This is a genomic window from Terribacillus saccharophilus, assembly GCF_046592895.1.
GTDB classification, from domain to species: Bacteria; Bacillota; Bacilli; order Bacillales; family Amphibacillaceae; genus Terribacillus; species Terribacillus saccharophilus_D.
The window spans coordinates 24,865-40,785 of record NZ_JAWVPU010000002.1 but is presented as its reverse complement, the minus strand read 5'-3'; the positions used below and the strand labels follow the sequence as shown (position 1 = coordinate 40,785).

Sequence of the window (15,921 nt, the reverse complement as noted above, 5' to 3'; positions counted from 1 at the left end):
ATTCATCTCATCACTTTCTGTAAATGGGTTAATGTTTCTTCCAATACTTGCAGGAAATACACCACTTCTTCCTGTGTATTGTCATATGAAAAACTGACGCGGATAGCCGATTCCGCCTGTGCAGCGGGTACTCCGCAAGCTGTCAGGACGGCACTGGCATCACTATTCTTGGAAGAACACGCTGATTTGGTCGATACATAGATCTCTTTTTCGCCCAGTGCATGCACAAGCACCTCAGGCTTGAGACCAGGTACGGAGAAATTCACAATATGCGGTGCACCTGACGGCGGTGAGTGAAGGATGACACCATCGATTTTTTCAAGACCCGTCCAAAGCTTTTGTCTCAGCTCAAATAGCTTCGCAGGATGGTTCCGCAGTTCCTCCATCGCTAATCGCAGTGCTTTGACCATGGCGGTTATGCCGGGAAGATTCTCCGTTCCGGAACGAAGCGCCTGCTCCTGTCCTCCCCCGGATAATTGGGCGGCGATGTGTACATGTTTTGCCTTATAAAGCAGACCACTTCCTTTTACGCCATGGAATTTATGCGCAGATAGTGTACAAAGATCGATGTGGCTCTCCTTCAAATCAAGTGCGACTTTTCCGGCTCCTTGCACGTGATCGACATGATACGTGATTTTTGGATATTGTGTCAGCAACTTCCCGATCGTCTTGATCGGCTGAATCGTACCTAACTCATTGTTCACGTGCATCACACTGACAAGAATAGTCTCGTCCGTTATCGCTGCTTTTATTTTATCGGCAGTGACGTATCCGTACATATCCACATCCACGTATGTCACCTTGAAGCCTTGGGCCTCCAATTCCGCACATGTCTCCAGCACGGATGGATGCTCCACTGTCGTGGTGATGATATGGTTTCCCCAGCGTCTGTTCCGGTATGCTGTACCTTTGATCGCAAGGTTATTGCCTTCTGTGCCGCCGGAAGTGAAGAGAATCTCATCCTCCCCGACATGCAACAGCTGGGCAGCCTGTTTACGGCATGCAGTCAGCAGCTGCTCTGCACTGCCCCCCAGACGATGCAAGGAAGAAGGATTGGCGAAATACGTCTGAGCTGCTTCTGTATAACTGGCAAGTACATCAGGATACGGTTTCGTCGTTGCACTATTATCGAAATAAATCATCTTGCCATCTCCTTCTGTTCAAACTGTCTTTTACTAAAATAAAGCAATCCCCCACAAGTGGCAAGGGATTGCTTTATGTATCAGCTTGGAATCTTGATATGTTTCTCCAAACGCTCCAGCGCCTTTGGTTCGATATCTTGTAAAGCGCGGGCGGCGCGCTCCAAAGCTTGTTCATATTGATATTCTCGGAAAAGCTTCTCCGCCTCCGACATCTCCGCTGCCAGAATCGGATATTGGCTTCTATATCTGTTGGAATACTGAATCACGACTTCCGCCAAATAAGCTTGTTCAAGCAGCTGTTCTATCTTTTCGACAGTCATTGTGCTGATCTCCTCTGCCTGCAGCAGATTTGTCCGCACTTCAGCCATATCAAGCGGATGTGCTTCCAATACTTCCATGGTAAGCGACGTTTTCTCTTGACTTTCCTCCACCATGTTCCATACTTCTTGCGGAATGCCGGGGATGTTGCTCTTTTGCAGCTTTCGGCTGACGTCGTACAGATTCTGACGCATATCAGCAATCTTCTCTTTTGCTTCCAGTTCGTCTTTGCGCAAGGTCTTGATCTTTTCACGAATCGCTTCGTGTTCTTCTTCGATACCACTCAATTCACGGAATCCCGCTTCCAGCTCTTCTTTCAGCTTGGTATGGGATACGCGATCATCCCCGACCTCCTGCTGCAGCGTTTCAAGCTGTTTGATGAGCCTGGAGATCTTTGACTCAAGCTTCAAATGGAATTCGACATCATTATCCGTAAAGAAATAAGATTCCCGAAGCAAATCGATTTCTTCTTTTGTTTTGATGTATGCGTCTGTCTTTTTCTCGACGGCTTGGACATATTGCTCGAATTTAGAGTCAACATAATTCTTGGCAACAGCTTCATTCTCAAGCAGCTGGTACATTTCCTTTATTCGGTTCTCCAGCGCCGGAATGTAAATCGATGACTCTTCTGCATCTCCTGCTTCCAGCTGTTTGATGAGGAGATTCAATCGTTCTTTCTCTGCCTTCAGCTCATCTTCAAAACCTAGATGATGGATCCGGTAGCCCTCTTGCTTCATTTCACGGATGCCGCCCAATAAATCCGACACCTGTGCCGGCAGATCCTGCTTCACCTGCTTGTAAACTTGAGGGAAAGCCTCAATCTCTTCCTTCAGTGACTCCGTTCGCGCCTTCACGTCAGTGATGAGATGGTTGGCTTCGAAATAGTTGCCGGTTTCGATGAGTGAATGATAAGCAGCAAGCTGTGTACTTTGCTCAGCGATCGCTGTCTCGAAACGCACATCCGCTTTTCCGAATTGATGGCGATGCTGCGAAATCGTACGTTTCAATGTTTGAAGAGCAGGCTGCAAAGCCTCGGCTTGTTTCCGTGCTTCTTCTTCGGAAGCAAGCAGCTCGTCAAGCTCCCGGAACATCGCTTCTATCTTATCTTCCACCTGGGAGAGAGTGGCTTCCACTTTCTGCAGATGCTGTTTTGCCTTTTTGAACCGGTAACGGTCAGCACCTTCTTCCGCATCAAAAAGAGCCTCTTCTGTATCCGGAAGCTCTTTTGTGACGATATGATCCCAGCGTTCCTTCCACGATTCGAATTTTTCCTGCGTTTCACCGGACAAGTTCAACGCTTTCACTTTCGCTAACTCTTCCGACACATTGCGGGTCGATATATCCATCTTCCAGCTTTCAAGCCGGTCGACTTCATCATAAACTCGCTTTCTCATAATCAAGCCCAAGATGATCAAGGCGATGATTAGAATTATTCCTCCGACGATGTACAGCAATGTCCAGCCTCCTAACCAATACTCGGGAAAAAGGAGTAATACCCTAATAATCGTTATCTATTTTTTATACTAATATGATACCATGTAAACCGCAAATTTGGCTAAATTTTTTCAAATTTCTCAGGTATTTTCCATGTTTTTCCCTGCACTGTGCGTCAATTGGCTGATACTGCTTGCAAAGAGGAAGAGGGAACAGTCGCCAAAGTATCAATCCAATGGTGAATGCTCGATGTGTACATGCTGCAAAAATAGTGCTTGGACTCGTCCGTCAGCAGCATGCCTTTCATTTCCTTGCTCATCGAAAATGGTGCAGACAGCATGCCAGATAGCTGCATGTATAAATAAACGCCTTCCCGCTCCCGGATACCGACTGTTTCCAAGTAATCCCGGAAAGCCTGTTTCAGTGTGTGGCTCTCTTTGGCCAGGTACGTCACCGCCATTTCCCTGACGAACACCGAATCCAGCATCAGCTCCCGTTGTATGAAAGCCGTGAATTGATTCCGTGAGAGTTTATAATGTATAATTGCCTCAATTAATTGCTTCAGATAGGTTTTGGAAGATTCTTTTCCGCGCTTTTGAGCTGCTTTATCCAGTACAACCAGATATTCTTCGTAATACAGCACGACGGATGCTTCCAGAAGTCCTTGCTTACTTTTATAATAATAGTTGATCAAGGAGACATTGACCGAAGCTTTTCCCGCAATATCGCGGACTGATGTCCCATGGTAGCCTTTTGTGTAGAACAATTGACAAGCGGCGTCCATCACTTTCTGTTTCGTGTCATTTTTTTTCATTCTTCTCAGCTCCTTTACTTGTTGTATACGACGATGATTGCTGCTATCCTGCATCTTTCGCTCGCCAAATATCGCGCCTTCTGTCGAATTACCGAAATTATATAATGGGGGAAATGAATATGTTCGAAACAAAAGCTTACAGCGGTTCCCGTGAAAAAGATTATGAACTGCTTGTGAAACAACTCGATGCCTTGCTGACTGGCGAAGAAGATGAAATCGCCCACTTGGCGAATGCTTCCGCTCTTTTGAATCAGTTTTTGGATGATGTCAACTGGGTTGGTTTCTATCTTCATAAAGGAGAGGAATTGATTCTCGGTCCATTCCAAGGTCTACCTGCCTGTGTACGCATTAAAATAGGCAAAGGCGTATGCGGAACAGCTGTTGCCGAAAATAAAACACAGCTTGTAGCGGATGTCCATCAGTTCCCTGGCCATATTGCATGTGATGCGGCAAGCCAATCCGAAATCGTCGTCCCTATCGTCGTGAATGGCCAGTCTTACGGGGTGCTTGATATCGACAGCCCGTCCAAAAATCGTTTCGATGAGACAGACCAAAAATATTTGGAACAATTCGTCGGCATTCTTGTTAAGCATTTAAGCAAATAAAAAGACAGCTTCCGCTTGGGAGCTGTCTTTTTATTCATATGCAATATCTATTCTTGCCGAGCCGCTTGGCATCATACAGCTTGCTGTCCGCCTTGGAGAATAGTTGATGCACCGTTGGCCGGTCCGTATCCGTCCACGTGGATACCCCGCAGGAAACAGTGACCGCAGGACGTGTCGACCCTGCAATGCTTTTCACGAGGTGCTCCGCTTTACTGAGCACCTGAGCAGAAGACGCATGAGGCATGTAGATTGCCAGCTCTTCCCCGCCCCATCTTGCAGCTACATCAGCCGAGCCCATTGCATCCTTGACCAAATTGGACACTTGGATCAGCAAATAATCACCTGTATTGTGTCCATATGTATCGTTTACTTTCTTAAAGTCATCAATATCTATCAGAATGAAGCCTCCCTGGGCATCCTTCTGGATATGTTCCCTCATCCGTTCATCCAGATAACTCCTTGAACAAAGATTCGTGAGGTAATCCGTTATAACCAACTTCTCTAATTTCTCCTGCAGCATCGAATTGACGATCGATAGGGAAGAATGCTGCACAAGCGACTCGATGAGCCGGAAAGACTCGAAGGTGAAAAAGCTTGGGCTGCGATGCAGGACGAGTACAACACCTTGGAGCTGCTCCGATCTGATCATCGGAATCACCAGCAATGATCGAAATGGAATCTGCATTTCCGGATAACGTTCCTGGAAGTTGCTGATGAACATGGCTTCCCCTGAATTATCCCGGTAATGATGCGCAACTAGATCAAGGAACGGCTTAGACTCTTCATCAAAGAAAAAGCTGGTGCTTCCGTCCAAGACAGTATCTGCATCCTGGTCTCCCTTATATAAGATAAAACCGATTTCCTCTCCGCCAAATGTATCGCGAATCTGCTGATGCATCAGCGTGATGGTATCTGTCAGACGCAAATTGGCGTTCAGTTTTTTCGATGTTTCATTGATCAGCTGCAAATCACTGATCAGTTTTTTGGAATGCTGGTACAAGCGTGCATTTTCCAAAGCATTCCCTGCTGAATCAGCAAGCTTTGTTATGAAATCATGATCTGCTTTTGTATAGCGCATTTCTTTTGGCAGTGACACATGCAACACACCATATATCCCCTGTTTGCCATTCAGCGGTACATAATGATTGACCACTTGCCCCTCTCCGCTCATCTCCACTTGTACTTCCCCTGTCATATATGCCTTTGTACTGGCTTCATGGACAGAATAGTCATAAACGAGATTTTTGATCGGCAAGTCTGTATCTCCATGATAATCCTGAGCAAGCAGCAAAGCATATGCAAATTGGGGATACGTTCGCTGTAAAGTCGTAATCAAAACCGACAACACATCATGCATATCGATGCTTGCATGCAGATTGGTCGTGGCTTCATATAATTGGATAGCATGCTGCTCGTTTTCTTTTATTGATTGCAAATGAATCAATCGGTTGACGAAATTCCCTATTTCAAACGCCAGTTGCCTGCAATCGGGGATCCTCTCACCGCCTCCCCCGAGGTAAAGGAAACCTAGGAATTGTTCATCATGATGCTGCAAAGGCACAATCCGGTCCAGCGTATGCGGGGATTCCCTCAGCAGCTCCGGCATACAAATTTCTTGGCTCAAGTAACTGATTGACTGGCAGAACCCGCTTTGCCTCGGTCCCGCATAGCTAATGCGATCCAGTCGCTGCTGCCATTCATCATATATGTAGAGCGCCATGCAATCCGCCTGCAGAAGATTCTTCAGCTTATCTGTTATAAGTGCGAGTATCTCCCTGTAAGTATAGCTTTCTCCCGATACAAGGAGCTGGTAGAAATATAGCTTTGCTTGTTCAAGGTTGCTGTCCATTAGCCGCTCCATGTGCACCTCACCTAACATATTGGTATTTTTATTCTATTATATAAGATATTAGACTCAATTCTCAATGCATAACCTAGTTCTTTTTCCTTACAATGTACCACACTTCATCTTCTTTGCCGATTTGTCTTGACTATAGGCAAATAAAAAGCTTATAATACTCTTTGTGTAAAATAAATGGCGGCCTATGTGAACTCCCATTTGTTTTGATTTTGTTCCTTTCTTGGCAAGGCGATTTAAAGAAACGCATATGTTTCTCCTTGTTTCAGAAGGTGTATCGTGTAACTCTCTGCTGTCGGAGCGATGGTACATGAAAACATAATCGGCAAGTGAATCGAGCACACTCTGTTTTTATTTTATGCAAATAAAATAATAAAGGTGGAATTTATCCATGGCACGTTATACAGGTCCATTATGGAAAAAATCCCGTCGTCTTGGTATCTCCCTAAGCGGAACAGGTAAAGAGCTTGACAAACGCCCTTACCCACCAGGTCAACACGGTCCAAACCAACGCAGAAAGCAATCCGAATACGGCTTGCAGCAAGCAGAGAAACAAAAACTTCGTTACATGTACAACATGAACGAACGCCAATTCCGTCGTGTATTCGAGGAAGCTGGCAAAATGAGAGGTATCCATGGTGAGAACTTCATGATCCTTCTTGAATCTCGTCTTGATAACCTTGTATTCCGTCTAGGCTTGGCTCGCACTCGCAGACAAGCTCGTCAGATCGTTGGCCACGGCCACATCACTGTAGACGGCAAACGCGTAGATATCCCATCTTACCGCGTAAAACCTGGTCAAGTTATCGGTGTTCGTGAGAAATCACTTAAACTTGATATCATCGCTACTTCTGTAGAAGCGAACAACTTCGTACCAGATTACATGACATTCGATGCAAGCAGCCTGCAAGGAACTTACTCTCGTTACCCTGAGCGTTCTGAGCTTCCTGCTGAAATCAACGAAGCACTTATCGTTGAGTTCTACTCCCGTTAATTGCTTGCGAAACTCCGGATTGCCAAAAGGCATTTCCGGAGTTTTTTTATCCAAAGAAGCGCCTCGCTTTTAGCAAGGCGTTTTTTTTGTGTTTTGATTCTCACCATAGGTACGAATTACTTCCGCCCCTCCTGCTAGTTGCTGCTATCCTAATCTGAATTACCTCCGAGGCATGCATTATATTTTCTAATCATATAAGAACTTACAAAGGTACTATACTAATTTCTCCTTATTTATCCAACACCCATTCCCCTACGGCATTCTTAAGTGAATGGGCTGTATGAAATCCTTTGTTTTGTTCTTTCTGTGTTTCTACCGCTTCGGAATTCTTCACCGCGTATACACCAACCGTCTTGTCTGCTGCATACCATTTCTCTGTTATCAGCTCTATGTTTTGCAGAAAATAATGATGTAATTCCTGGCGATATAGCATTTTGTCTCATTTACCTTTTATACATAAGAGCAAAGGAAAAACATTAGTATATCTTCATTAAATTAAGTATGGGCAGCTTACATTTGCACATACTAAGGACAACTTTTGGGAGGTGCCATATAATGTATTATTACAAGGAAGAATTGATCAATATCATCAAACCTGACAAACCAGATCCTGCTGCGGCAAAAGTACTGCAGGAAATCCTGGGTGGACATTACGGAGAAATGCGTACTATGATGCAGTTCTTCTTTCAAAGTTCGAACTTTCGCGGTAAGCAAAAACAGTTCCGCGATTTGCTGCGCGGTATCTTTTTGGAGGAAATTGCGCATGTGGAGCTTGTGCAGAATACGATAAACGCATTGTTGGATGAATCTGGTGAGGGCGGCGCAGGAAACACAGCACCAGACGGAGCTCCGCTGTCTGGTCCGATCGAAGATACCCCGAATGTGAACCCGCATCATTACATCATCGGGGCACAATCATCAATACCATTCGACGCAGCAGGAAATCCATGGAATGGCTCCTGGGTGTACAGCCACGGAAACCTTGTTGCCGATTTATTGAACAACGTGGTTCTCGAATCAACTGGTGTACTGCAAAAGACACGTATCTACGAAATGAGTTCCAATGCTACGTTCCGTGAGACATTAGGTTTTCTTATCGTCCGTGACAATGCCCATCAAAATGCTTTTGCAAAAGCATTGGAAACACTTGGCGTCGATTGGGGAAAAACTTTCCCGATTCCGAATTATGATATCAATAAATACCCGGAATGCAAAAAGTTCGTCGATATGGGCTTCCATAATACACAATTCAATTTCCGTCTGGATCAGACCCGCATTGCCGAAATCATTCAAGGCACTGTACCAAGCCGCAATGGCGGCGAATTCAGTGTTTCGCAGCCGCCTGCTGGATTCCCTGTACCTGAGTTACCAGAACTTCCAAACGAGCATAGTACAGGATTATCCGATTTGAACCGCTGATTACATGTAAAAACCTCACCGGGAGCTTCCGGTGAGGTTTTGTATTATTTCAAGCCATTATTCTTTTTTGTGCTGTCTTTGATTTCGGCTTCTTCACGTCTTACTTTTTCATTGACGTGGACATTTTCTTGTACGTCTTTTTTGTTCACGACGATTTCTTCTTTGATGATGTCCTTTTTATCTACATCCACTTTCTCTTCATATACTGGAACATGGATGCCGTCTTTGCCTTCGTAAGCACCTGTTGATTTACCAGGCTCGCTCACTTTATTCACTGGGCGGCGCTCAATGTTGACTTCTTGTTTCGTTACAGGTACATCAAATTGTTCCTGATCGGTAACCGTGCGTTTTTCAACGTCCACTTCCCCGGATTTGACTGCATTCTTATCAACATCCACTACTTCTTCATGCAGTTCCATTTGCTCTGTCTGGGAAGCATTTGGCTTGGTTGTTTTATTTTTGTTCACACCAGTGAATGCTGTGTTGCCAGGCTGATTATTTGCAGCTTCTTTCGCTTGGCGATCTCCGCCTGCTCGCAATGTGTCATCCTCGCCTGTTGTCTTATCAAGACCAGGTTGAGCTGTCGTATCAGGTTGTACGTTACCAACTCCTGCCACTGGGCGGTACTTGTCTGTTACTGCTGTGTTAGTGCTTGTTTTAGCTTCCGACTGCAATTTGTCATTGACGGAAGGATCTACAAACAAGAGGATTTTACCGTTTTTCAATTCTTCTACATATTTATCTGTTTCTGTTTGATTCAAGTTCAATTCCTGCAGTGTTTTTTCTTCTGGATCATCTCCGGAGAACAAAGCGGATACCTTATCACCGAAGGAGCCTTTAGCTTCCTTGTACTTGACGCTCAATCTGTCAGCAAGGATGCTAGTTTCAGGTTTCTTGTCTGTAATGACAGTTAACTTGTTTTCTTGGATTCCCCTGGATTTCAATTCATTTACTCTTACAATCACGTCGTTTTCGTTTTGGAAGGTTTCGATTTTATGAGCTAGCATGTTGTCATTCCTCCTAATAAGTTGTTGATGTGTTGTATGGTATATGTGTTCCCGGTTGGAAATCATATAAACATAAAATTTTCAAGTGTTATTTTTATATTCTATGATTCTTTATTGGAAATACTGTTTTAAAAGTCTTTTAAGAACATATTTTCAGCATGGTGAATAATTTCAATAGATATACTTTATCTTCTAGTCTTATTCAATTCATTCGCATTTTGCTCATTCGTATTCGGTTCTGCATGAAGGCCGTCATTTGGTTTGTCCGCTGCATATAGTCCATCTGCAGTCATGCCTTGTTCCGCTTCTGACGCATGATCGCTGCGATCTTTCGGAGCAGATGCGGATTGTGCGGAAGTTCCTGCTGCCGCTGGTGCATTTTTTGCATATACTAGTACCTTTCCTGCTTTCAGTTCTTCAGCGTAGCGGTCTTTCTCAGTTTTTGACAAATTGAGATTTTTCAATACTTTATCTTCTGGATCGCCACTGGAGAAAAAGGATGCGAACTTTGTGCCGAAGGATCCATTCGCTTCTTTATAGTGAACATCCCTTTTGTCGCCAAGGATACTATCGGCGGGTTTCTTGTCGACAATGATCATGATGTCTTCTTCCGGTACCCCGGCTGAAATCAGTTCGTTCACTTTTACTATTGCTTCATTTTCGTTCATGAATGTTTGGATTGTATTTGAATTAGCCATGTTTTCTCCTCCTAATCGATTTGCTTGTTGTAAATGCTGAAGTGCTGCATGGTTTTTACATTCCCTTTGCCTTTTTTATGAAACATAAAAAGCACTGTCCGGCTGGGACAGTGCTTTTGGATTATGCGAATTTCAGTAGTGTATATTTTTTCTTTCCGCGGCGGATGATGATGAACTTTCCGTCGATACGATCTGTTTGTGTCAGTACGCGGGAGACATCTTCTGCTTTTTCACCATTGATGCGGATGGCACCATTGGTGATATCTTCCCTTGCTTGACGTTTGGAAGGAGAGATACCTGCTTCCACGAGCATATCCACAAGCGATTTATCTTCATCGGCTGCTGTATGGGACGGAACATCTTTGAAACCTTGTTCTATTTCTGCACCATTCAGAGTTGCAATCTCACCGCTGAACAAAGCCGCAGATATCTTGATTGCTTGATCCAGAGCTTCCTTGCCATGTACTAGCGTCGTCATTTCTTCAGCAAGCTTTGTTTGAGCCAGTCGTTTCTCTGGTTCTTTTTCGACGCTTTCCTCAAATGATGCAATCTCTTCAAGGGACATGAAAGTAAAGTATTTCATGAACTTGATGACATCGCGATCATCTGTATTGAACCAGAATTGGTAAAATTCGTAAGGTGTCGTGCGTTCAGGACTGAGCCATACTGCGCCGCCAGCTGTTTTACCGAATTTCGTTCCGTCTGCTTTCGTGATTAGCGGTACCGTCAGGGCAAAAGCCTTATCTTTGTCTTGATCTTCTTCATTATTACCAGCATGCGTCCGGCGAATCAATTCCATGCCAGCTGTTATATTCCCCCACTGATCGCTTCCGCCGATTTGCAGCGTCACATTTTCTTTTTCATACAAACGCAAGTAATCCAAAGACTGCAAAATCATGTATGTGAATTCAGTAAAACTAATACCGTTTGCCAATCTGGATTCAACCGAATCCTTTGCCAGCATATAATTGACACCAAAATGCTTCCCGATATCACGAAGGAAATCAATGATGCTCATAGCTCCGAGCCATTCCCCGTTATTTACCGCTTTGGCAGCATTATCGCCTTCATCGAAGTTCAGGATATTTGCCAGCTGCTTTTGGATAGCTTGGCTGAAACGTTCCACCGTTGCAGCATCGTTCAGATTACGCTCATCGGAACGTCCGCTTGGATCTCCAATCATACCAGTGCCGCCGCCGATAAGCGCGATCGGACGGTGACCTGCCTGCTGGAATCGTTTCAGCATCAGCATCGGCACCAAGTGGCCGATATGCAAGCTGTCTGCTGTAGGGTCGAATCCACAGTATAAGCTCACTTGATTCTCAGTCAGGTGCTTCTCCAATCCTGCATCATCACTTGTCTGCTGAACCAGACCTCTGTCTTTCAAATCTTGTAAAATCGACATGATTACCACTCCTCACTTCTAATTGAACACAAAAAAATCCCCGCCCCAAAAAAGGGACGAGGAATAACTCGCGGTACCACCCTTGTTGCAGTATGAACTGCCACTCGGTTTGCTAACGGATATACATCCGTCTCCTGCTTGAACAGGAGAAGCTCCAGCCTGTACTTGGCAAAACAACTGTATACTGACTCGCACCGGCCGTCAGCTCTCTGCAACAGGGAATCGTTCCGCTACTATAACCTTCAACGCAATATTTTATTAATGACTGTTCCTACATTATTACCATAATCGCAAGCAAAACGCAACACCCTTATTACCATATGCATCAAAACATTGCAACATTATTGCTTTTATGCTCAATATAAACATATAACAAGGATTATGGACTCACTACGAAAATTGACTAATATGGTATAATAGATAAACCAATTCGGGGGTGAAATATGCAAAACAAAGCATTATGGACGAGAATGAAGGAACGAATTGCCGAAGCTTGGAAAGCTGGGCGTATCCAGCGAAATTCTCGTATCACATATGACGTCATCTGGAACTTATTCCTCTTTTTCCTGCTATTAGCTGGCGTCGGGATCTTCTTTGCTGCCGGGGCGGGTGCAGGCTATTTTGCATCGCTTGTAAAAGATGAACCTGTCCGATCCTACGACTCTATGAAAGAAGAAATCTATAACTACGAAGAAACTTCTTCCATTTATTTTGCAGACAATGTGTTTCTCGGGAACATCAAGACAGACTTATACCGGGAAGATGTGAAACTTGATGATATTTCACCATATGTCATCAATGGCATCATCGCTACGGAAGATGACAATTTCGAGACCCATAATGGAGTTGTCCCGAAATCGATACTTAGAGCAGTGATGCAAGAAGCAACGAACTCAGAAACAAAATCAGGCGGCAGTACACTCACACAGCAGCTTGTCAAAAACCAAATACTGACGAATGAAGTGTCTTTTGAACGAAAAGCCAAGGAAATCATCCTGGCGATGCGCTTGGAAAAAGTGCTGAACAAAGATGAAATACTGGAAGCTTATATGAATATCGTACCATTCGGCAGAAACGCTTCCGGAGATAATATCGCTGGTGTACAAACGGCAGCGCAAGGTATTTTTGGCGTTGATGCCAAAGATCTGACTTTACCTCAAGCAGCCTTCCTGGCAGGATTACCGCAGAGCCCCTCAGCATATTCACCGTTCACCAACAGCGGAGAACGAAAAGAAGACACTGCACTGCAGCCTGGTATGAACAGGATGAAACAAGTTCTGAACCGGATGCTGGACGAAGGGTATATCGACCAAAAGGAATATGAGGATGCAATCGCGTATGATATCACGAAAGATTTCGCAGAAGCAAAACCGAAAACGATTGATGATTATGGTTATCTGACAACCGAAGTCGAACAGCGTGCAGCAGATATCATCGCCATCCAACTCGCTGAGCAGGATGGACATTCCGAAAAAGATTTAAATAATGATAATGATCTGAAGAACGAATATCTGGATAAAGCTGAACGCGATATCACGCAAAAAGGTTATCAAATCCACACGACGATCAATAAAGATATGTATGTCGCACAGCAGAAAATCGCAAAAGACTATGCGTATTACCAGCCGGATCACTGGGTGGAACGGACAAATAGCGATGGCGAGACAGAGACTGTTTCCGAGCCAATCGAAGCTGGTGCCATGATGATCGAAAACAGCACCGGCAAAATCCTCAGCTTTGTTGGTGGGCGGGATCACGATAAAAACCAAGTGAACCATGCCACCGATACGAAGCGATCAAACGGCAGTACGATGAAGCCGCTGCTTGTGTATGCTCCGGCCATGGAAGAAGGTACATTGCAGCCTGGTTCTGTCATTGCTGATGTGAGCAAGAAATTCTCCGTTCCAGGTCAATCGGCATGGAACCCTGGTAACTATGGCGGTACCTATCACGGACTGGTCTCGGCGCGAAAAGCCTTGGAACAGTCTTATAACGTACCAGCAGCGAAAGCTTACTTGAATATCCTGGATACAGACCCTGCAAGTAAGTATCTGGAGAAAATGGGTGTTACGACTCTGACAGAGGGAGATCATATCCAGCCGGCTGCTTCGCTTGGCGGTCTGGACTATGGTATGACAGTGGAAGAAAACGTCAACGCCTATGCAACCTTTGGTAATAATGGCGAATTTACCGATGCGTATATGATCGACTCCATCACGACAAAAGATGGGAAAGAAATCTTCAAACACAAATCCAAGTCGAATAAAGTGTTCAGTCCGCAAACAAATTATCTGATGCTTGATATGATGCGGGGTGTGTTGGATAGCGGTACAGCAACTTATGCGAATTCGCAGCTCTCCAATAAGAATGTCGATTGGGCAGGTAAAACCGGTACTTCCCAGGATTATCATGATGCTTGGTTCGTCGCTACCAATCCGAATGTAACCGTCGGTGTGTGGATGGGCTATGATAAACAAGACTCCATCCAAACATCAGGAATGGGATATAGCCAGCGAAATCAGCTTCTGTGGACGCAGCTAGTCAACAGTGCTACCAAAATCGATCCCGGATTGATGGCCCCGAGTGCATCATTCAAACAGCCGGATGGATTGACGAAAGCTTCTTACTGCGCAATCGGGGGCGGAAAACCGACTGACCTTTGTAAACAGGCAGGAATGGTCAAAACCGATTTGTTCGATGTAGATCGTGTCCCAACAAAAGCAGATGATAGTCTGATCAGACAGAATGGCAAAATCGTCCTCAATCCTGATTTTGTGAAAGCAAATGAATTGCAGGGTGTCAGTGTTGCACAGTTATTCCCTAATAATGAAAAAGTACAAAAAATGATTGGGAAAGCTTCAGGCGGCAGTGCAGCTGCCAAATCTGATGACAAAAAAAATACTGTCAAAACGAGTTCAGGTGCACCGCTTCCGCCGACTAATGTACAAAAAGCGGATAAGAAATTGACTTGGGCGCAATCAAAAACAGGAGACGTGAAAGGCTATCGCATCCTTCAAAAGCAAGGAGATTCATTCAAGCAAATCGGATTCAGCGATCAGTCTTCGTTTAACCTTCCTGATAATGATTCCACTTATCAAATCAAGGCAGTCGGCAAAGATGATAAGGAATCAGAAACCATCACATTATAAAAAAACTAGCGTATCCGATTGGATACGCTAGTTTTTATTTTGTCGAATTCCGTTCGATGATGCGATGCGGAAGGATGACATTCTTGTCTGATACTTCTTCTTTATTCATTAGTTTAGTCAACAGACGCATGGCAACGGCACCAATATCGTAAGTAGGCTGTACGACAGTGGAAAGAGTCGGACGCACCATCGTTGCCAGTCTCGTATTGTCGTAGCCAACCACTTCGATATCTTCCGGTACACGCAATCCACTGTCCTGGAAACCGTGGATGACACCAAGCGCCATTTCATCGGAAGAAACAAATACTGCAGAAGGACGTTCATTCAGAGCCGCAAGCTGTTTGGCAGCTTCCAAACCGGAATTATACGTATTGTTGGCTTTAACGATATATTCCTGTTTCACTTCAGCATTATTCTCGGTTACAGCACGAAGGTAACCTCTGTATTTCTGGTTATTCGTTTCAGCTTCTGCTGTCCCTGCTACAAATGCCGGATGCTCATTATTATGGTCGATCAGCAATTTCGTTGCCTCATATGCTGCTTGCTCATAGTCGATTGCAACAGATGGAGTGTCACCGATTCCTTGTACATTCGCCGCAATCACGATCGGTACAGGTGACTTCTCGAACTGCTGCAGCAATTCGTCACTGATTTTGCCGCCCATGAATACAATACCGTCCACTTGTTTTTCCAGCATGCTGTTGAATAATGTCAATTCTTTGTCTGGGTTTTGATCGGAATTGCTCAGGATCATATTGTATTTATACATTGTTGCAATATCCTCGATACCGCGTGCAAGCTCGGAGAAGAAAATACTGGAGATATCCGGTATGATTGCTCCGACCGTTGTCGTTTTTTTACTTGCAAGGCCCCTAGCTACTGCATTCGGACGATAACCAAGTTGCTCTATAGTACCAAGTACTTTTTTCCGAGTTGCAGGTTTTACGTTCGGGTTGCCGTTTACCACACGGGAGACAGTTGCCATCGATACGTTCGCTTCGCGGGCAACGTCGTATATGGTTACATTCATTGTGTCATTTCCTCCTATATACCTTACACGATTCCAATCATCTAAAGA

13 protein-coding genes and 1 other annotated feature are annotated in these 15,921 nt (G+C 44.6%); of the genes, 4 read left to right on the top strand and 9 right to left on the bottom strand.

Annotated features, from left to right (window positions below):
• Positions 1-2 precede the first annotated feature (2 nt).
• The 3 genes from SFC66_RS05900 to refZ all read right to left on the bottom strand — a co-directional run bounded on the left by SFC66_RS05900 (position 3) and on the right by refZ (position 3,708).
• Positions 3-1,142 (bottom strand): cysteine desulfurase family protein, encoded by a 1,140-nt coding sequence (locus tag SFC66_RS05900; RefSeq protein WP_411217800.1) that lies wholly within the window; start codon positions 1,140-1,142, stop codon positions 3-5.
• Positions 1,143-1,222: 80 nt separating this feature from the next.
• The gene (gene ezrA, locus SFC66_RS05895) at positions 1,223-2,914 is read right to left on the bottom strand and encodes a septation ring formation regulator EzrA (RefSeq protein WP_411217799.1); all 1,692 of its coding nucleotides are present in this window, start codon (positions 2,912-2,914) and stop codon (positions 1,223-1,225) included.
• A gap of 155 nt (positions 2,915-3,069) precedes the next feature.
• On the bottom strand, positions 3,070-3,708 hold the full coding sequence (gene refZ / locus SFC66_RS05890) for a forespore capture DNA-binding protein RefZ (RefSeq protein ID WP_411217798.1): 639 nt from the start codon (positions 3,706-3,708) through the stop codon (positions 3,070-3,072).
• A 119-nt stretch (positions 3,709-3,827) separates the two neighbouring features.
• On the opposite strand from refZ, the gene SFC66_RS05885 reads away from it, so the two are divergent.
• Positions 3,828-4,313 carry a GAF domain-containing protein gene (locus tag SFC66_RS05885; protein WP_411217797.1) on the top strand — a complete coding sequence of 162 codons (486 nt, stop codon included), beginning with the start codon at positions 3,828-3,830 and terminating at the stop codon, positions 4,311-4,313.
• 34 nt (positions 4,314-4,347) lie between these two features.
• On the opposite strand, the gene SFC66_RS05880 is transcribed toward SFC66_RS05885, so the two are convergent.
• Positions 4,348-6,174, bottom strand: a complete 1,827-nt coding sequence (locus SFC66_RS05880) for a sensor domain-containing diguanylate cyclase (RefSeq protein ID WP_411217796.1) — start codon at positions 6,172-6,174, stop codon at positions 4,348-4,350.
• Between the two features lie 388 nt (positions 6,175-6,562).
• On the opposite strand from SFC66_RS05880, the gene rpsD reads away from it, so the two are divergent.
• Positions 6,563-7,165 (top strand): 30S ribosomal protein S4, encoded by a 603-nt coding sequence (gene rpsD, locus SFC66_RS05875; RefSeq protein WP_411217795.1) that lies wholly within the window; start codon positions 6,563-6,565, stop codon positions 7,163-7,165.
• A 229-nt stretch (positions 7,166-7,394) separates the two neighbouring features.
• On the opposite strand, the gene SFC66_RS05870 is transcribed toward rpsD, so the two are convergent.
• Positions 7,395-7,598: a hypothetical protein gene (locus tag SFC66_RS05870; protein WP_411217794.1), complete on the bottom strand. Its 204-nt coding sequence runs from the start codon at positions 7,596-7,598 to the stop codon at positions 7,395-7,397.
• Between the two features lie 122 nt (positions 7,599-7,720).
• Here SFC66_RS05870 and SFC66_RS05865 point away from each other — a divergent pair, with 122 nt between their 5' ends.
• Positions 7,721-8,584: a manganese catalase family protein gene (locus tag SFC66_RS05865; protein ID WP_411217793.1), complete on the top strand. Its 864-nt coding sequence runs from the start codon at positions 7,721-7,723 to the stop codon at positions 8,582-8,584.
• Positions 8,585-8,628: 44 nt separating this feature from the next.
• On the opposite strand, the gene SFC66_RS05860 is transcribed toward SFC66_RS05865, so the two are convergent.
• From SFC66_RS05860 to tyrS, 3 genes are all read right to left on the bottom strand, one after another.
• Positions 8,629-9,591 (bottom strand): DUF2382 domain-containing protein, encoded by a 963-nt coding sequence (locus tag SFC66_RS05860; RefSeq protein ID WP_411217792.1) that lies wholly within the window; start codon positions 9,589-9,591, stop codon positions 8,629-8,631.
• Positions 9,592-9,776: 185 nt separating this feature from the next.
• Positions 9,777-10,289 carry a YflT domain-containing protein gene (locus SFC66_RS05855; protein ID WP_411217791.1) on the bottom strand — a complete coding sequence of 171 codons (513 nt, stop codon included), beginning with the start codon at positions 10,287-10,289 and terminating at the stop codon, positions 9,777-9,779.
• A gap of 121 nt (positions 10,290-10,410) precedes the next feature.
• Complete coding sequence (gene tyrS / locus SFC66_RS05850) at positions 10,411-11,694, bottom strand: tyrosine--tRNA ligase (RefSeq protein WP_411217790.1); 1,284 nt, start codon at positions 11,692-11,694, stop codon at positions 10,411-10,413.
• Positions 11,695-11,743: 49 nt separating this feature from the next.
• Positions 11,744-11,949, bottom strand: a binding site (T-box leader).
• A 188-nt stretch (positions 11,950-12,137) separates the two neighbouring features.
• Between tyrS and SFC66_RS05845 the strand changes: the two genes are divergently transcribed.
• Positions 12,138-14,843 (top strand): transglycosylase domain-containing protein, encoded by a 2,706-nt coding sequence (locus SFC66_RS05845; protein WP_411217789.1) that lies wholly within the window; start codon positions 12,138-12,140, stop codon positions 14,841-14,843.
• A 34-nt stretch (positions 14,844-14,877) separates the two neighbouring features.
• Here the strand turns inward: SFC66_RS05845 and ccpA are convergent, their stop codons facing one another.
• On the bottom strand, positions 14,878-15,873 hold the full coding sequence (ccpA, locus tag SFC66_RS05840; protein WP_411217788.1) for a catabolite control protein A: 996 nt from the start codon (positions 15,871-15,873) through the stop codon (positions 14,878-14,880).
• Between the last annotated feature and the right edge of the window lie 48 nt (positions 15,874-15,921).

What these genes read in the sequence shown, in the direction of transcription:
- SFC66_RS05900 (WP_411217800.1), bottom strand. Translation starts at nt 1,142, where the DNA reads ATGATTTATTTCGATAATAGTGCAACGACGAAACCGTATCCTGATGTA.
- refZ (WP_411217798.1), bottom strand. Translation starts at nt 3,708, where the DNA reads ATGAAAAAAAATGACACGAAACAGAAAGTGATGGACGCCGCTTGTCAA.
- SFC66_RS05885 (WP_411217797.1), top strand. Translation starts at nt 3,828, where the DNA reads ATGTTCGAAACAAAAGCTTACAGCGGTTCCCGTGAAAAAGATTATGAA.
- SFC66_RS05880 (WP_411217796.1), bottom strand. Translation starts at nt 6,174, where the DNA reads ATGGAGCGGCTAATGGACAGCAACCTTGAACAAGCAAAGCTATATTTC.
- rpsD (WP_411217795.1), top strand. Translation starts at nt 6,563, where the DNA reads ATGGCACGTTATACAGGTCCATTATGGAAAAAATCCCGTCGTCTTGGT.
- SFC66_RS05870 (WP_411217794.1), bottom strand. Translation starts at nt 7,598, where the DNA reads ATGCTATATCGCCAGGAATTACATCATTATTTTCTGCAAAACATAGAG.
- SFC66_RS05865 (WP_411217793.1), top strand. Translation starts at nt 7,721, where the DNA reads ATGTATTATTACAAGGAAGAATTGATCAATATCATCAAACCTGACAAA.
- SFC66_RS05860 (WP_411217792.1), bottom strand. Translation starts at nt 9,591, where the DNA reads ATGCTAGCTCATAAAATCGAAACCTTCCAAAACGAAAACGACGTGATT.
- SFC66_RS05855 (WP_411217791.1), bottom strand. Translation starts at nt 10,289, where the DNA reads ATGGCTAATTCAAATACAATCCAAACATTCATGAACGAAAATGAAGCA.
- tyrS (WP_411217790.1), bottom strand. Translation starts at nt 11,694, where the DNA reads ATGTCGATTTTACAAGATTTGAAAGACAGAGGTCTGGTTCAGCAGACA.
- SFC66_RS05845 (WP_411217789.1), top strand. Translation starts at nt 12,138, where the DNA reads ATGCAAAACAAAGCATTATGGACGAGAATGAAGGAACGAATTGCCGAA.
- ccpA (WP_411217788.1), bottom strand. Translation starts at nt 15,873, where the DNA reads ATGAATGTAACCATATACGACGTTGCCCGCGAAGCGAACGTATCGATG.